This is a genomic window from Embleya sp. NPDC050154 (assembly GCF_044460165.1).
Classification (GTDB): domain Bacteria; phylum Actinomycetota; class Actinomycetes; order Streptomycetales; family Streptomycetaceae; genus Embleya.
This window is the reverse complement of sequence record NZ_JBITJP010000014.1, coordinates 227,940-241,096: the sequence shown is the minus strand read 5'-3', so window position 1 is coordinate 241,096 and position 13,157 is coordinate 227,940. Positions and strand designations below refer to the sequence as shown.

The following is a 13,157-nucleotide window of genomic DNA, read 5'->3' as shown; positions in this document are numbered from 1 at the left end:
GGCGCCTCCGGCCGGCCGGCTCCTCCTTCGGTGGCAGGTCGGGTTTGATCTTTTGGCTGAGGACCGGGAGATCGGTGGCGTCGATGCTCTCGGTATGACTTCGGTGCCATCACCGACCGCGGCGATCGCGGTCCACGAACTGACCAAGCGTTACGGGCGGACGACAGTGGTCGACCGGCTCTCCTTCACCGTGCGGGAGGGCGCGGTGACCGGGTTCTTCGGTCCCAACGGGGCAGGCAAGACGACCGTGTTGAAGACGATCGTCGGGCTGGCCAGGCCCACCGCCGGTCACGTGTCCTTTCAAGGCGGCCCGGTGCCCGCCGACGCCCGGGCGCTGGGTGTGCACATCGAGCCGTGCGGAGCCCATCCCGGCCGGACCGGCCGGGCCCACCTGCGAGCCCTGGCGCTGCTTGCCGGGCTGCCGGCCGGCCGGGTCGACGAGGTGCTGGAAACCGTCGGGCTGGAGCAGGCCGCCGGGCGGCGGGTCGGCAAGTACTCGCTGGGCATGCGCCAACGCCTCGGCCTGGCCGGCGCGTTGCTCGGTGACCCCGAGGTGCTCGTCCTGGACGAGCCGGTCAACGGCCTGGACCCCCAGGCGATCCGCCGGCTGCGCACCCTGCTCCGCGACCGGGCCGCTCGCGGTCGCACCACCCTGCTCTCCAGCCACATGCTCGGCGAGGCCGCGCAGACGGTCGACGACGTCGTCGTCATCGACAAGGGTCGACTGATCCACACCGGCACGATCGGCGATCTCGACCAGGGCGCCCTCTCGGTACGCACCCCCGAGCCCGAGCGGCTCTCGGCACTCGTCGAAGGCGCCGGCGGACGAATCCGGCCCGCGGACACCGGCGGGTTGTGGATCGAAGGGCTCACCGCCGCGGAGGTCGCCGGGCTGGCCCTGCGCGAACACATCCCCTTGGAGGAGATCACCGCACGGACCGCCTCCCTGGAGGACGTGTTCTTCGATCTGACCGAAGGCGGGACGCAAGCTCCGACGAAGGGCCGAAGCGCATGAGCCGGCTGTTGCGAGGCGAGTTGCTCAAGACCCTCACCACCCGCTCGATCCACGGCTTCGTGGCCGGCGGCGTCGCGTTCACCGTGCTCAACGTCGTGATCGTCGCGGTGGCGTCGGGCCGGCTGGACGAGGTGGCCGAGAAGGAGGAGGCGCTGGCCGGGCTGCCGGTCCTGTTGATGTTGTGGGGACTCGTCGGCGCGGCCGGCGAGTACCGCCACCGCACCGCCGCACCCGCGGCGCTGGTGGCCCGGCGCGACCGCGGCCTGGTCCTGCTCGCCCGGATCGGCGCCTACGCGGTGACGGGTCTGTCGATCGGGGCACTGCTGGTCGCCGTGTCCGTCGGGCTCGCCCTGCCGCTGCTCGCCGACCATCCGGGAGCCGACCTCGCCCCGGGGGAGGTCGCCTCGGTCGCGGCGGGCAACCTGGCCGCGTTCGTGCTGTCTGCGATCATGGGTGCCGCCATCGGGGCGATGGTGCGCAGCCCGGTCGTGGGGGTGGTCGTGGTGTTGCTGGTGAACTTCGCGGTGCTTCCGCTGGTCGCCGATGTCGCCGAATCCGCCGCCAACTACACGCCGTTCGGGGCCGCCGGTGTGCTGGCGCGGTCGACCCACCACACGACGCTGTCGGCCGGTGCCGCCGCGGTGGTCCTCGGCGCCTGGGCGGTCGCGCTGGTGATCGCGGCCGTCGCCGGCGAGCGTCGGCGTGACCTGGCATGAACCCGGTTCTCCGGTACGTGCGAGCGGCGCGCCGGTGGATCCGAGCGCGCCGCTCGGCCGTGTTCGACGCCGTCGTCGCGGTGGTGACCACGAGCGTCGAGGTCGGACTGACCTTCGAGGACTCGACACCCGTCCCGACGCTGCCCCTCGCACTCGTCTTCCTCACCGGTGCGCTCCTGCTCGCCCGACGGCGCGCGACCCTCACCGTGCTGGTGCTCGTCTGCTCGATCGAGGCGCTGCTCGCGGCGACCGGCGCCTACCCCGGCGGGGCGCCGGTGTTGGTGGCCCTCTACACCGTCGCCGAACTGCGGAATCGGCGTGTTTCGGTGGCCGCCCTCGCGCCGACGGCGCTGGTCCTGATGCTGGCGAGCATCGCCTCGATCCCCGTCTCCGTCGTCGCGTGGGGCCTGGGCACCTACGCGCAGACCCGACGGCGCTACACCGAGGCCCTGGAGGAGCGCACGACCCACCTGGAGCGCGAGCGCGAGCAGCTCTCGGTGATCGTGGCGCAGCGCGAGCGCGCGGCGATAGCCCGCGAACTGCACGACATCATCGCCCATTCGGTCACCGTGACCCTGGTGGGCGTACGCGGTGCGCGCGACGTACTGCGCACCGCGCCGGACGTGGCCGACGACACCCTGGGGCGGGTCGAGAGCAACGCCGAGCAGAGCCTGGTCGAGTTGCGCCGGATGTTGCTCCTGCTGCGCGAGCCGGACCAGGGTGTGCGGATGCGTCCGCAGCCCTCGCTGGCCCAACTGCCCGCGCTCGTCGCCTCGTACGGCGAGGCCGGGCTGCCCGCGCGCCTGGAGGTCACCGGCACGTCCCGACCGCTGGCCGGCGGCGTCGAGCTGTCGGTCTACCGCATCGTCGAGGAGGCACTGACCAACGTGCTCAAACACGCCCGCCCCACGCACGTCGCGGTAACGCTCGACTTCGACCGCACCCATCTGCGGGTCGCGGTCGTCAACGACGGCGAGCGGGTGTCCGCACCCTCGTCCGGCGGCCACGGCATCGTCGGCATGCGCGAGCGGATCGGTGTCCTCGGCGGCGAACTGGAGGCCCGGCCCGGCGCGGACGGCGGGTTCGAGGTGGCGGCCCGACTGCCGCTGGGGGATCCCGCATGAGCATCCGCCTGCTCATCGTCGACGACCAGGAGCTGATCAGGACCGGCCTTCGCCTGTTCCTGCAGACGCAGGACGACCTCGTCGTGGTCGGCGAGGCCGAGGACGGCGACGAGGCGATCGAACTGGCGGGCGCCCTGCGTCCGGACGTGGTGCTCATGGACATCCGGATGCCGCGGATGGACGGCGTCGAGGCCACCGCCCGCCTGCACGCCGCCGGCATCTCGCCACCGCCGCGCGTGCTGATCCTGACCACGTTCGACCTGGACGAGTACGTCTTCGGCGCGTTGCGCGCCGGCGCCGCGGGGTTTCTGCTCAAGGACGCCTCGCGCGCCCGCCTCGTGGAGGCCATCCGCGTCGTCCACGACGGGGAGGCGTTGCTCTCGCCCTCGATCACCCGCCGCCTGATCGAGAACTTCGCCACCCGCACCGAACCGCTCCGCTCCTCGCCCGCGCTCCTGGCGGGCCTGACCCCGCGCGAACGAGAAGCCCTGTTCCTGGTCGCCCGCGGCCTGTCCAACAGCGAGATCGCCGCCCGTCTGGTGGTCACCGAGGCGACCGTGAAGAGCCATGTGGGCAGCATGTTCGCCAAACTGGGCCTGCGGGATCGCGCGCAGGCGGTCGTCTTCGCCTACGAGCACGGCGTCATCGTCGCCGGCGAGAGCGCCCGGCCCGGACCGGCCTGACGACGCCCCGGAAGCCGGCCCGCTCCCGGGACGTCGCCGACGCGTGCGTCAGTCGGCCAACGGCAGATAGACGCGGTTGCCCGAGGCGGCGAACTCCTGCGACTTGGCCCGCATCCCGGCCTCGGCGTCCACCTCCGACGCGACGGCACCATCGCCGTGCTCCGCGCGGATGTCGTGCGAGATCCGCATCGAACAGAACTTCGGTCCGCACATCGAGCAGAAGTGGGCCGTCTTGGCCGGCTCCGCCGGGAGCGTCGCGTCGTGGTAGGCGCGCGCGGTGTCCGGATCCATCGCCAGGTCGAACTGGTCCTGCCAACGGAACTCGAAACGGGCGTCGGAGAGCGCGTCGTCCCAGGCCTGCGCACCCGGGTGCCCCTTGGCCAGGTCCGCCGCGTGCGCCGCGATCCGGTAGGCGATCACGCCCGCCTTGACGTCGTCGCGGTCCGGCAGGCCCAGGTGCTCCTTCGGCGTCACGTAGCAGAGCATCGCGGTGCCCCACATGCCGATCATCGCCGCGCCGATCGCCGACGTGATGTGGTCGTAGCCGGGGGCGACGTCCGTGGTCAGCGGACCGAGTGTGTAGAACGGCGCCTCGTCGCAGATGCGTTGCTGGAGGTCGACGTTCTCCTTGATCTTGTGCATCGGCACATGGCCGGGGCCCTCGATCATCACCTGGACGTCCATCGAACGGGAGATCCGGCCCAACTCGCCCAGCGTCTCCAACTCGGCGAACTGCGCCGCGTCGTTGGCGTCCGCGATGGAGCCCGGGCGCAGACCGTCGCCGAGCGAGTAGGTCACGTCGTACGCGCGCAGGATCTCGGTCAGCTCGGCGAAGTGCGTGTAGAGGAAGTTCTCCCGGTGGTGCGCCAGGCACCACGCGGCCATGATCGAGCCGCCGCGCGAGACGATCCCGGTCTTGCGACGGGCCGTCAGCGGCACGTAGCGCAGCAGCACGCCTGCATGCACCGTCATGTAGTCCACGCCCTGCTCGCACTGCTCGATCACGGTGTCGCGGTAGAGCTCCCAGGTGAGTTCCTCGGGCTTGCCGTTCACCTTCTCCAGTGCCTGGTACAGCGGCACCGTGCCGATCGGGACCGGCGAGTTGCGCACGATCCACTCGCGCGTGGTGTGGATGTCCTTGCCGGTGGACAGGTCCATCACCGTGTCCGCGCCCCACCGGATCGCCCACACCAGCTTGTCGGTCTCCTCCTCGATCGAGGAGGTCACCGCCGAGTTGCCGATGTTCGCGTTGACCTTGACCAGGAAGTTCTTGCCGATCACCATCGGCTCGATCTCCGGGTGGTTGATGTTCGCGGGCAGCACCGCGCGACCGGCGGCGATCTCGTCCCGGACCAGCTCGGGCGTCAGGCCCTCGCGGATCGCCACGAACTCCATCTCCGGGGTGACCAGTCCGCGCCGCGCGTAGGCGAGTTGGGTCACCGCCTCGGCCCCGGACGCGCGCCTGGGCCGGGCCCCGGCGCCGGGCACCGCGAAACCGGCCGGGGTGAGCGCGCCGATCCGCCCGTCGTAGCGGACGGTGTCGCCGCGCTCCTCGATCCAGGCCTCCCGCAGCGCGGGCAGGCCGCGCCGCACGTCCACCTCGAAGGCGGGGTCGGTGTACGGGCCCGAGGTGTCGTACAGGCGAACCGTCTCGCCGTTGGTCAGATGCACCGTGCGTACCGGAACGCGCAGGTCCTCGCGCGATCCGGGGACGTAGCCGCGGTGGTGGGCGGGGGAAATCGGTCCGCTGGTGACCGTGTCCGCGGCGGCCGGGTCGGCAACCGGGACAGCGGGCAGCGATGTGTCGTGCGAGGTCATGGAAAGGCTCCCTACGCCGGCATTACCCGGTCAGGTTCTGCGGTCGGCGCGGCCTCAGCGCCCTCTCAGCCCGGTGCCCCGAGCTCCCGTGTATCTCCGTGTGGTGCGCCCCCACCCTGACACACCGTCGGTCGCACGACCAGCGTCGGGTTTCAGCCGAGCGGATCCCGCGGTTCGCGGCCGACCACCGCGGTACGCGCGAGCACGACCATCCCGACCGTGACGAGCAGCCCCACGACACCCTTGACGATGAGCATCAGGAAGGCCGAGAACAGCCAGATCAGCAACCAGCACAGCAGCACCAGCGCGAGCACCGGCACACCGACCCGCACCCACTGCGGCCATGTCTCCATCGTTCAACCCCCAGTCACGCGATCCCACGCGAGACGTGCGTGCGGGGACCACATTCCCCGCAAGGACACGTCGTATCCGGGCGGACCGGTTCCGGCCGGACCGAATCCGGCCGGCCGGGCGTCGCGACGACCGGCCCGATCCGCTCAGACCGGCCAGCGCTCGCCGCGCCACGCGGCGTCCCAGAACATCCACTCGTAGCGGGCCGTGGTGGTGAAGTGTTCGATCATCCGAGCCCGCTCGGTCGCCGAGAGGTCCTCGCCGATCCGGTCCACCAGATCGAGCACCGCGCGCACCGTCTCCTGGAACTCCTCGGCGCCGTAGGTGGCTATCCACCGCCCGTACAGCTCGTCGGGCGAGCCCTTGGCCAGCAGCGCGTCGCCCACGCGGGCGTAGATCCAGTAGCAGGGCAGCACCGCGGCCACACCTTCGGCGAACGAGCCGTTGTGCACGGTGGCGAGCAGGTAGCTGACGTAGGCCCGGGTGCTGGGCAACACCGGCTCGGTCGCGGTCGCGTCCGCCACCGAGCTGCCGAAGTCGACCATGAAGCCCTCGTGCAACGAGCGCTCGGCGGCGATCGCACCGGCCGCGTCGCCGGCGAACTGCACGGTCGTCGCCTCGTCCGGCGCCTTGGCCGCGCACACCGCGAGCGCCTTGGCGTAGTCGCGCAGGTAGTGCGAGTCCTGCACGACGTAGTGCCGAAACGCCTCGCGCGGCAGCGTGCCGTCGGTCAGCCCGTGGATGAACGGGTGCTCGAGGATCGCCGCGTAGACGTCCTCGATCGCGGCCCAGAGCTCGTCGCGCAGCGCCATCAGGTCTACTCCCGATCGTCGGATCCCGGGATCCGAATCCCGGATCCCAAGATGCGATTGTCGTACACGGGTCCGGGCCCGCCCGTGGGTGCGCCCCTCGCGCGCGCCGCGCGCATCGCGCTCAGCCCTCCGGCGGCGAGAAGAACACCAACACGCGCAGCGGCTCGGTGATCCGGTGGAAGTGGTGCCGCACGCCGGCCGGTACGTACACGACGCTGCCGCGCGCGACGTCGGTGGACTCGTCGCCGACGGTCAGCGTGGCCCGACCGCTGATCACCACGTACGCCTCGTCCTGACGGTGCGGCTTCTGCGTGTCGGTCTCGCCCGGTTCGAGGGCGTACAGGCCCATCGACAAGTTCCGCTCGCTGAGGAACTTCAGGTACGCGCCCTGCTCGAACGCGCGCTCGGCGTCCAGATCATCGAGGCGAAAGACCTTCATGTGACCAAACTCCTTACCGACACGAACAGACTTTCCCATCATGCTCAAGCGGGAGGCATCCACCGGATGCCAGCATCAAGATATGAAAAGCCTGGTCGTCAAACTGGTTGTCAACGCGCTGGCCATCTGGTTCGCCAGCTGGTTCGTACACGGAATCGATCTCGCCGACGGTGCGTCGGCCGGCAGCAAGGCCAAGACGATAGTCGTGGTCGCGCTCATCTTCGGGATCGTCAACGCCGTCATCAAACCGCTGGTGAAGCTGTTCTCACTCCCACTGTTCGTGCTCACCCTCGGACTGATCACGTTCGTGATCAACGCGTTGATGTTGTGGCTGACCGAGGCGATCTCGAACAAGCTGGACCTCGACTTCCACATCGACGGCTTCTGGGCCGCGCTGCTCGGCGCCCTGGTGATCAGCATCGTGAGCTGGTTCCTGAGCCTGATCCTGGACCGCGACTGAGGTCCGCGGGCGCGGTCTCGGCACGGCGTCGCCCGAGGGCACGCCGAGGAGCCGCGCAACGTTTCACGTGAAACAGGCAGCGAAGGAGTCGTGATGGCCACCGAGTGGAGCGACGGTACCCGGGCGGTCCGGGCCGGCAGTCCGGGCCACGCCCCCGGCGACCCCTTCCTGCCCGGACCCGTCTTCGCCGGTACGTACCACCTGCCCGGCGAGGTGAACGGTCCCTACCAATACGGGCGTTACGCGAACCCGACCTGGACCGGCCTGGAGGCGGCGATCGGCGACCTGGAGGGCGCCGCCGACACCGTCACGTTCGCGTCCGGGATGGCCGCCGTCTCGGCCGTCCTGATCGGGCTCACCACGCCGGGCGACGTGGTCGTACTGCCGTCCGACGGCTACCCGGCCACCCGCACGCTCGGCGAGCACCTCGCCGCACGCGGGATCACCGTGCGCCTGGTGCCGACCGCCGGCGCCGAACTCGAAGGGGCCCTGCCCGGCGCCCGCCTGGTGTGGCTGGAGACACCGAGCAACCCGGGCCTGGACGTGTGCGACATCGAGCGGATCGCCACGCTCGCCCACGCGCGGGAGACCCTGGTGGCCGTGGACAACACGCTGGCCACCCCCCTGGGCCAACTCCCGCTCGCGCTCGGCGCGGACATCTCCGCGGCCAGCGGCACCAAGGCACTGACCGGGCACAGCGACCTACTGCTCGGGTACGTCGCCTGCGCGAACGCCGAACTCGCCGCCCGCGTGCGGTCCTGGCGCTCGCTCACCGGCGCGGTGCCCGGGCCGATGGAGGCCTGGTTGGCGCATCGCTCGTTGTCCACCCTCCAGTTGCGGGTGGACCGCCAGGCGGCCAACGCGCTGGCCGTCGCCGAGGCGCTGCTCGGCCGCACCGACGTCGCCGACGTTCGGCACCCCGCACTCGCGGGCGATCCGGCCTACGATGTGGCAACCCGTCGGATGCGGCGGTTCGGCTGCGTCGTGGGCTTCACGCTCGCCGACGCGGACACCGCTCGCCGGTTCCTGGGCGCCCTCGAACTGGTCGCCGACGCCACCAGTTTCGGTGGCGTGCACAGTATGGCCGAACGTCGCGCGCGCTGGGCCGGCAACGATGTGCCGGAGGGATTCGTCAGGTTCTCGGCCGGTTGCGAGGACACCGCGGATCTCATCGCGGACATCCTGCGCGCCCTGGACGCCGCCTCCCCGGGCTGACCTGCGACTTCGGGCAAGATCACGTGATGTCCCCGACTCTCGGGAGTGGTCGGGGGACACGAGACGGGGGACCCGTGGACCTGACGCTGTTGCGCACTTTCCTGGCCGTACACCGCGCGGGTTCGTTCACCCGGGCCTCCGCGTCGCTCGGGCTCTCGCAGCCGGCGATAACCGCGCAGATCCGCACGCTGGAGAAGCAGGTCGGCAAGCAGTTGTTCGAGCGGCTGCCGCGCGGGGTCGCGCCCACCGGCCCCGCCGACGAGCTCGCCCGCCGGCTCGCGCCGCACCTGGACGCGATCGAGGAGATCGCGGCCCGCGAGGTGCGCGGCGTGGACCCGATGCGGCGCACCGTGCACCTGGGCGGCCCGACCGAACTGACCGCCCTGCGTGTGCTGCCGTCGCTGGCCGACCTGGTCCGGCGCGGTCTGCGGTTACGGGTGACCCTGGGCCCCGGCGACGTGCTGCTCACGGGCCTGGCGGCGGCCCGGCACGACCTGGTGATCTCCGACGTGCGACCGCGGGCACGCGGGATAGTGGGGACGCCGCTCACCGACGAGGAGTACGTCCTGATCGGCGCGCCGCACTGGGCCGCACGGCTGCCGCAGAGCCGGATCCTGGCCCAGGGGCCGACCGCCCTGGAGGGGGTGCCGCTGGTCTGCGAGGCGGAGGAGCAGCCGCTGATCCGGCGCTACTGGTCGAGCGTGTTCGACGCGAAGCCCACCGCCCCGGCCGCGGTGACGGTGCCCGACCTACGTGCCGTACTGGAGTGCGTACGCGCCGGGCACGGCATCGCGGTGCTGCCGCGCTATCTGTGCGCCGAGGCGCTGGACCGGCGCGCGGTGGTCGCCCTCCTGGAGCCGGAACTGCCGCCACTGCACACGGTGTTCCTGGCGGTGCGGGAGGGTACTTTGAGCCAACCGCACATCGCGCACCTGCACGGCGAGCTGATCGCGCGCGCCGCGCGCTGGGCGTGATCCCGAACGTGCGGCCGCGCAGGCATAAACCCCCCGTGTCGCCGGAAAGGGAGACTTCAGACGGGGGCAACGCCGCAAGAAAGCAGAGGGCACCGACGATGCGTTCAGTGGTGAAGCGGACGGCACGCGCGATCCTGCTCGACGACGAGGATCACATGGTGCTGATCAAACGCACCAAGCCGGACAGCCCCCCGTACTGGATCACCCCCGGCGGCGGCGTCGAGCCCGAGGACACCACGGTGTCCGAGGCGTTGCGGCGCGAGGTGTTCGAGGAACTCGGCGGCAAGATCGGCCGTCCGGTGCCCGCGTTCGTGGACACCGTGCCCGAGCCGGGCGGGGTCAAGGTCCAACACTTCTTCGCCTGCCGGCTCGAATCGATGGATCCCGCGCTGCGGCACGGCCCCGAGGTGGACGAACCGAACGGCGAGTACGACATCGTCCGGGTGCCCTTCACCCCCGCCGGGCTGGCCTCGGTGGGCCTGGTGCCGGCGAGCCTGGCGGCCTACCTGCGGGCCAACATCGAGGGCATCCACACCCTGCTCGCGGGCGACCTGGGCTAGAGCGGTCCGGGTCCCGCCCCGGGAGCGCGGCGGGGCGCGGTGCTCAGCCGCGTCCCGGCCGGACCATGCCCGACTCGTAGGCGATCACCACGAGCTGCGCGCGATCGCGCGCGCCGAGCTTGACCATCGCCCGGCTGACGTGGGTCTTGGCGGTCAACGGCGAGACGAACAGGTGCTCGGCGATCTCGTCGTTGCTCATCCCGGCCGCCACCAGCGAGAGCACCTCGCGCTCGCGGTCGGTGAGCGCCTCCAGCCGGTCCGGCGCGGCCACCTTGGGCTCGGGCTGGGACAGGAAGCGGGCCACCAGCGCGCGGGTGGCCCCCGGCGAGAGCAACGCGTCGCCGGTCGCCACGGTCTTGATCGCCTTGAGCAGGTCCTCGGGATCGGTGTCCTTGACCAGGAAGCCGCTGGCCCCGGCCCGCAGCGCCTCGAAGACGTACTCGTCCACCTCGAACGTGGTCAGCACCAACACCCGTACGCCCGCGAGCTCGTCGTCGTGGACGATCCGGCGGGTGGCCTCCAGGCCGTCCATGCCGGGCATCCGGATGTCCATCAGCACCACGTCCGGCCGCGTCTCCTTGGCCAGGGTGAGCGCCTCGGCGCCGTTCGCCGCCTCGCCGACCACCTCCAGCTCGGGGTCGCTGCCGACCAGCACCTTGAAGCCCGACCGGACCAGCAGTTGGTCGTCCGCGATCAGCACGCGCACCGTCATGAGGAATCTCCGTCCCGACGCGCGGTGAGCGCGCCCTTGTGGTGCGGCAGCACCGCGTGTACCGAAAAACCGCCATTGGGGCCGGGTCCCACCGCGAGCGAACCGCCGACGGCGACCGCCCGTTCCCGCATGCCGAGCAGCCCGTGTCCGGTGCCGTCGGCGCTCTTGCCCCGTCCCGTCTGGGGCGTGCCCCGGCCGTCGTCGAGCACGTCGACCTCGACCGCGTGCTCGCCGTACACGACCCGCACGATCGCGGACGCGCCGTCGCCGCCGTGCTTCATCGCGTTGGTCAGCGACTCCTGGACGATCCGGTACAGCGCGAGGCCGACCGGCGCGGACGGGGTCCGGGCCTCGCCGGACTCCTCCAGGAGCACCGGCAGACCCGCGTTGCGGTAGGACGCCACCAGCGCGTCCACGTCGTCCACCCCCGGGGTCGGTTCGGTGGGCAGGTCGTTGTCGCCGTCCTGGCGCAGCACGCCGAGCGTCGTGCGCAGCTCGGCCAGCGCGTCCCGGCTGGCCACCTTGATGTGCACCAGCGCCTCCTTGGCCTGCGGCACGTCCCGGTCGATCACGTGCGCGGCCACGCCCGCCTGGATGTTGATCATCGCGATGCTGTGCGCGACCACGTCGTGCAACTCGCGGGCGATCCGCATGCGCTCGGCGGTGACCCGGCGTCGGGCCTCGTCCTCGCGCTCGTGCTCGGCGCGGGCCAGTCGCGCCTGCACCTCGGCCCAGTAGGCCCGCTTGGCGCGGACCGCCTCGCCGATGGCGACCGGCAGGTACATCCAGATCCCGGAGAGGTACTTCTCCGGGGACAGGAACCCGTCCGGGGTCAGACCTATCCGCATCCCGGTGTGCACCACCGCGACCGCCGAGGCGATCAGCACCGAGCGGCGCAGTTGCCCGCTGGCCGCCACCGTGTACAACGCGACCATGGTCGGGATCAGGATCGGGCCGTCCAGGCCGTCGGCGGCCAGGTAGAACACCTGGCCCGCCTCGGTCAGCGCCAGCACCGTGAGCGGCCACCGCAGCCGGCCGAACAGCACCAGGCAGGTGAGGCCGGCGATGCTCAGGTTGAGCGCGTCGGGGTGCCCGACGTTGTGGTCCTGGGTGGAGCCGCCGACCGAGCCGCCGATCACGCACATCAACACCAGCGCGACCAGGCACACCTCGCCGACCCAGGGTCGACAGGGCAACCAGCGCGCGAAGGTCTTGGGCGCCGGCAGCAGCCAGGGCTCGACCGGCTCGCTCGTACGGGGGCCCGCCGCGGACGCGGGAAGGCCCCGCACGGCGGCTCGCGCGGGGCCTTCCTTGGGCATGCGTTCTCCTCGGTCCACCGGGTCAGCGGTCCCCGGTGAATACCGGCTCCCTGTCCTCGTCGCCTCGGCCCGCCGGCTTCGGCGCACGATCGGCGTGTCCGGGCCACCACGCCGTGTGCCCGATCAACGCGGTCACGGAGGGAACCCGGAACATCGACACCACGAACGCCGAGACGCAGATCCCGACCGAGACCGCGAAGCCCATCCGGGTCATCATGTCGATGCCGGCCATCCTGGGCGACGCGAACGTCCCCGCCAGGATGACACCTGCGGCGGCGGTCGGTGAAGGACGCGGTCCGGCCGCCGACCATCGCCCGGGTGCCGTCGGGCCGGTGCGCGTGCACGAAGTCGCGCAGATCGGCGCGAACACGACCCGGGCCCCGCGGCCATCAACCGGCCGGCGGTGATCTTCCAGGGGTTGTGAACGACGAGTCGGCCCAGTCGCCCGAACATCGGTCTCTCCTCGGTTGCGTGCGCGATCCCACGGTGTGACCGGCCCCCGAGCACACCTTGTGATCGAATTCACAAAGCGCCGATCGCGCACGAGCCGAGAGAACGCCGGTGGTGTCGGCCTCGACGGTAGGCGGGCCGGAACGGACACTTCAATTGAAATCGGGGCCGCGCACACAAGTTCCGCCCCCGGGACTACAAGGGTGCACCGCCCCCTCAGACGTGGGAGTGGCGGCGTACTACAGCGGGAGTATCGAAAATTCGCGCCCGGGGATGCACGACATGTACTCGTCCCGGTGGGCGAACCACGCGGGCCACCGGCCCGCGGCGGCCCCAAGAACGAAAAGGGCGCGGGGCCGGGACCGACCGCGACAGTGCGCGCCAAGCCGGCGCCCATTCGATCCCAAGCGGCGCCGACCATGATCGAAGGCATGCGGCGGGCCCGGCAACCCCGTGATCGGGCCCGCCGCACCGGGAGCGGTTCGGAGCCTTCCGAGGGGGGAGGGGCT

Annotated in this window: 15 protein-coding genes and 1 riboswitch; of the genes, 8 read left to right on the top strand and 7 right to left on the bottom strand. The window is 71.4% G+C overall.

Annotation, left to right across the window (positions count from 1 at the left end; all coding sequences use genetic code 11):
- Nucleotides 1–94: 94 nt before the first annotated feature.
- From ACIBSV_RS28380 to ACIBSV_RS28365, 4 genes are read left to right on the top strand one after another with little or no spacing between them, the layout of a single operon-like run.
- A complete protein-coding gene (locus tag ACIBSV_RS28380; protein ID WP_395867853.1) occupies nucleotides 95–1,015 on the top strand; it encodes an ABC transporter ATP-binding protein in 921 nt (306 codons plus the stop codon).
- Nucleotides 1,012–1,731 (top strand): ABC transporter permease, encoded by a 720-nt coding sequence (locus ACIBSV_RS28375; protein WP_395867851.1) that lies wholly within the window; start codon nucleotides 1,012–1,014, stop codon nucleotides 1,729–1,731. The genes ACIBSV_RS28380 and ACIBSV_RS28375 overlap by 4 nt, the downstream gene beginning before the upstream one ends.
- On the top strand, nucleotides 1,728–2,855 hold the full coding sequence (locus ACIBSV_RS28370) for a sensor histidine kinase (protein ID WP_395867849.1): 1,128 nt from the start codon (nucleotides 1,728–1,730) through the stop codon (nucleotides 2,853–2,855). The genes ACIBSV_RS28375 and ACIBSV_RS28370 overlap by 4 nt, the downstream gene beginning before the upstream one ends.
- Nucleotides 2,852–3,538 (top strand): response regulator, encoded by a 687-nt coding sequence (locus ACIBSV_RS28365; protein ID WP_395867847.1) that lies wholly within the window; start codon nucleotides 2,852–2,854, stop codon nucleotides 3,536–3,538. The genes ACIBSV_RS28370 and ACIBSV_RS28365 overlap by 4 nt, the downstream gene beginning before the upstream one ends.
- 48 nt (nucleotides 3,539–3,586) lie before the next feature.
- Here ACIBSV_RS28365 and thiC read toward each other — a convergent pair whose 3' ends face one another.
- The 4 genes from thiC to ACIBSV_RS28345 form a co-directional block, all read right to left on the bottom strand.
- Entirely contained in the window at nucleotides 3,587–5,356 is a 1,770-nt protein-coding gene (gene thiC / locus ACIBSV_RS28360; RefSeq protein WP_395867844.1) for a phosphomethylpyrimidine synthase ThiC, read from the bottom strand.
- Nucleotides 5,348–5,456, bottom strand: a riboswitch (TPP riboswitch). Its footprint overlaps the gene before it by 9 nt.
- A gap of 52 nt (nucleotides 5,457–5,508) precedes the next feature.
- Nucleotides 5,509–5,709: a hypothetical protein gene (locus ACIBSV_RS28355; protein WP_395867842.1), complete on the bottom strand. Its 201-nt coding sequence runs from the start codon at nucleotides 5,707–5,709 to the stop codon at nucleotides 5,509–5,511.
- Between the two features lie 144 nt (nucleotides 5,710–5,853).
- Nucleotides 5,854–6,519, bottom strand: coding sequence for a thiaminase II (tenA, locus tag ACIBSV_RS28350; protein ID WP_395867840.1), 666 nt, complete (start codon nucleotides 6,517–6,519; stop codon nucleotides 5,854–5,856).
- 121 nt (nucleotides 6,520–6,640) lie between these two features.
- Nucleotides 6,641–6,958 carry a cupin domain-containing protein gene (locus ACIBSV_RS28345; protein ID WP_395867838.1) on the bottom strand — a complete coding sequence of 106 codons (318 nt, stop codon included), beginning with the start codon at nucleotides 6,956–6,958 and terminating at the stop codon, nucleotides 6,641–6,643.
- Nucleotides 6,959–7,040: 82 nt separating this feature from the next.
- On the opposite strand from ACIBSV_RS28345, the gene ACIBSV_RS28340 reads away from it, so the two are divergent.
- The 4 genes from ACIBSV_RS28340 to ACIBSV_RS28325 all read left to right on the top strand — a co-directional run bounded on the left by ACIBSV_RS28340 (nucleotide 7,041) and on the right by ACIBSV_RS28325 (nucleotide 10,167).
- Nucleotides 7,041–7,418 carry a phage holin family protein gene (locus ACIBSV_RS28340; RefSeq protein ID WP_395867836.1) on the top strand — a complete coding sequence of 126 codons (378 nt, stop codon included), beginning with the start codon at nucleotides 7,041–7,043 and terminating at the stop codon, nucleotides 7,416–7,418.
- A 93-nt stretch (nucleotides 7,419–7,511) separates the two neighbouring features.
- Nucleotides 7,512–8,633 carry a cystathionine gamma-lyase gene (locus ACIBSV_RS28335; RefSeq protein ID WP_395867834.1) on the top strand — a complete coding sequence of 374 codons (1,122 nt, stop codon included), beginning with the start codon at nucleotides 7,512–7,514 and terminating at the stop codon, nucleotides 8,631–8,633.
- Between the two features lie 74 nt (nucleotides 8,634–8,707).
- Nucleotides 8,708–9,607 carry a LysR family transcriptional regulator gene (locus ACIBSV_RS28330; RefSeq protein ID WP_395867832.1) on the top strand — a complete coding sequence of 300 codons (900 nt, stop codon included), beginning with the start codon at nucleotides 8,708–8,710 and terminating at the stop codon, nucleotides 9,605–9,607.
- A 98-nt stretch (nucleotides 9,608–9,705) separates the two neighbouring features.
- On the top strand, nucleotides 9,706–10,167 hold the full coding sequence (locus ACIBSV_RS28325; protein WP_395867830.1) for an NUDIX domain-containing protein: 462 nt from the start codon (nucleotides 9,706–9,708) through the stop codon (nucleotides 10,165–10,167).
- Between the two features lie 43 nt (nucleotides 10,168–10,210).
- Here the strand turns inward: ACIBSV_RS28325 and ACIBSV_RS28320 are convergent, their stop codons facing one another.
- Genes ACIBSV_RS28320 through ACIBSV_RS28310 form a run of 3 tightly spaced genes read right to left on the bottom strand, consistent with a single transcriptional unit; the run spans nucleotide 10,211 to nucleotide 13,045 of the window.
- Nucleotides 10,211–10,879, bottom strand: coding sequence for a response regulator (locus ACIBSV_RS28320; RefSeq protein ID WP_395867828.1), 669 nt, complete (start codon nucleotides 10,877–10,879; stop codon nucleotides 10,211–10,213).
- Nucleotides 10,876–12,198 carry a sensor histidine kinase gene (locus tag ACIBSV_RS28315; protein WP_395867826.1) on the bottom strand — a complete coding sequence of 441 codons (1,323 nt, stop codon included), beginning with the start codon at nucleotides 12,196–12,198 and terminating at the stop codon, nucleotides 10,876–10,878. Before ACIBSV_RS28315 ends, ACIBSV_RS28320 begins: the two co-directional genes overlap by 4 nt.
- 22 nt (nucleotides 12,199–12,220) lie before the next feature.
- Complete coding sequence (locus ACIBSV_RS28310) at nucleotides 12,221–13,045, bottom strand: MMPL family transporter (protein WP_395867971.1); 825 nt, start codon at nucleotides 13,043–13,045, stop codon at nucleotides 12,221–12,223.
- Nucleotides 13,046–13,157 lie beyond the last annotated feature (112 nt).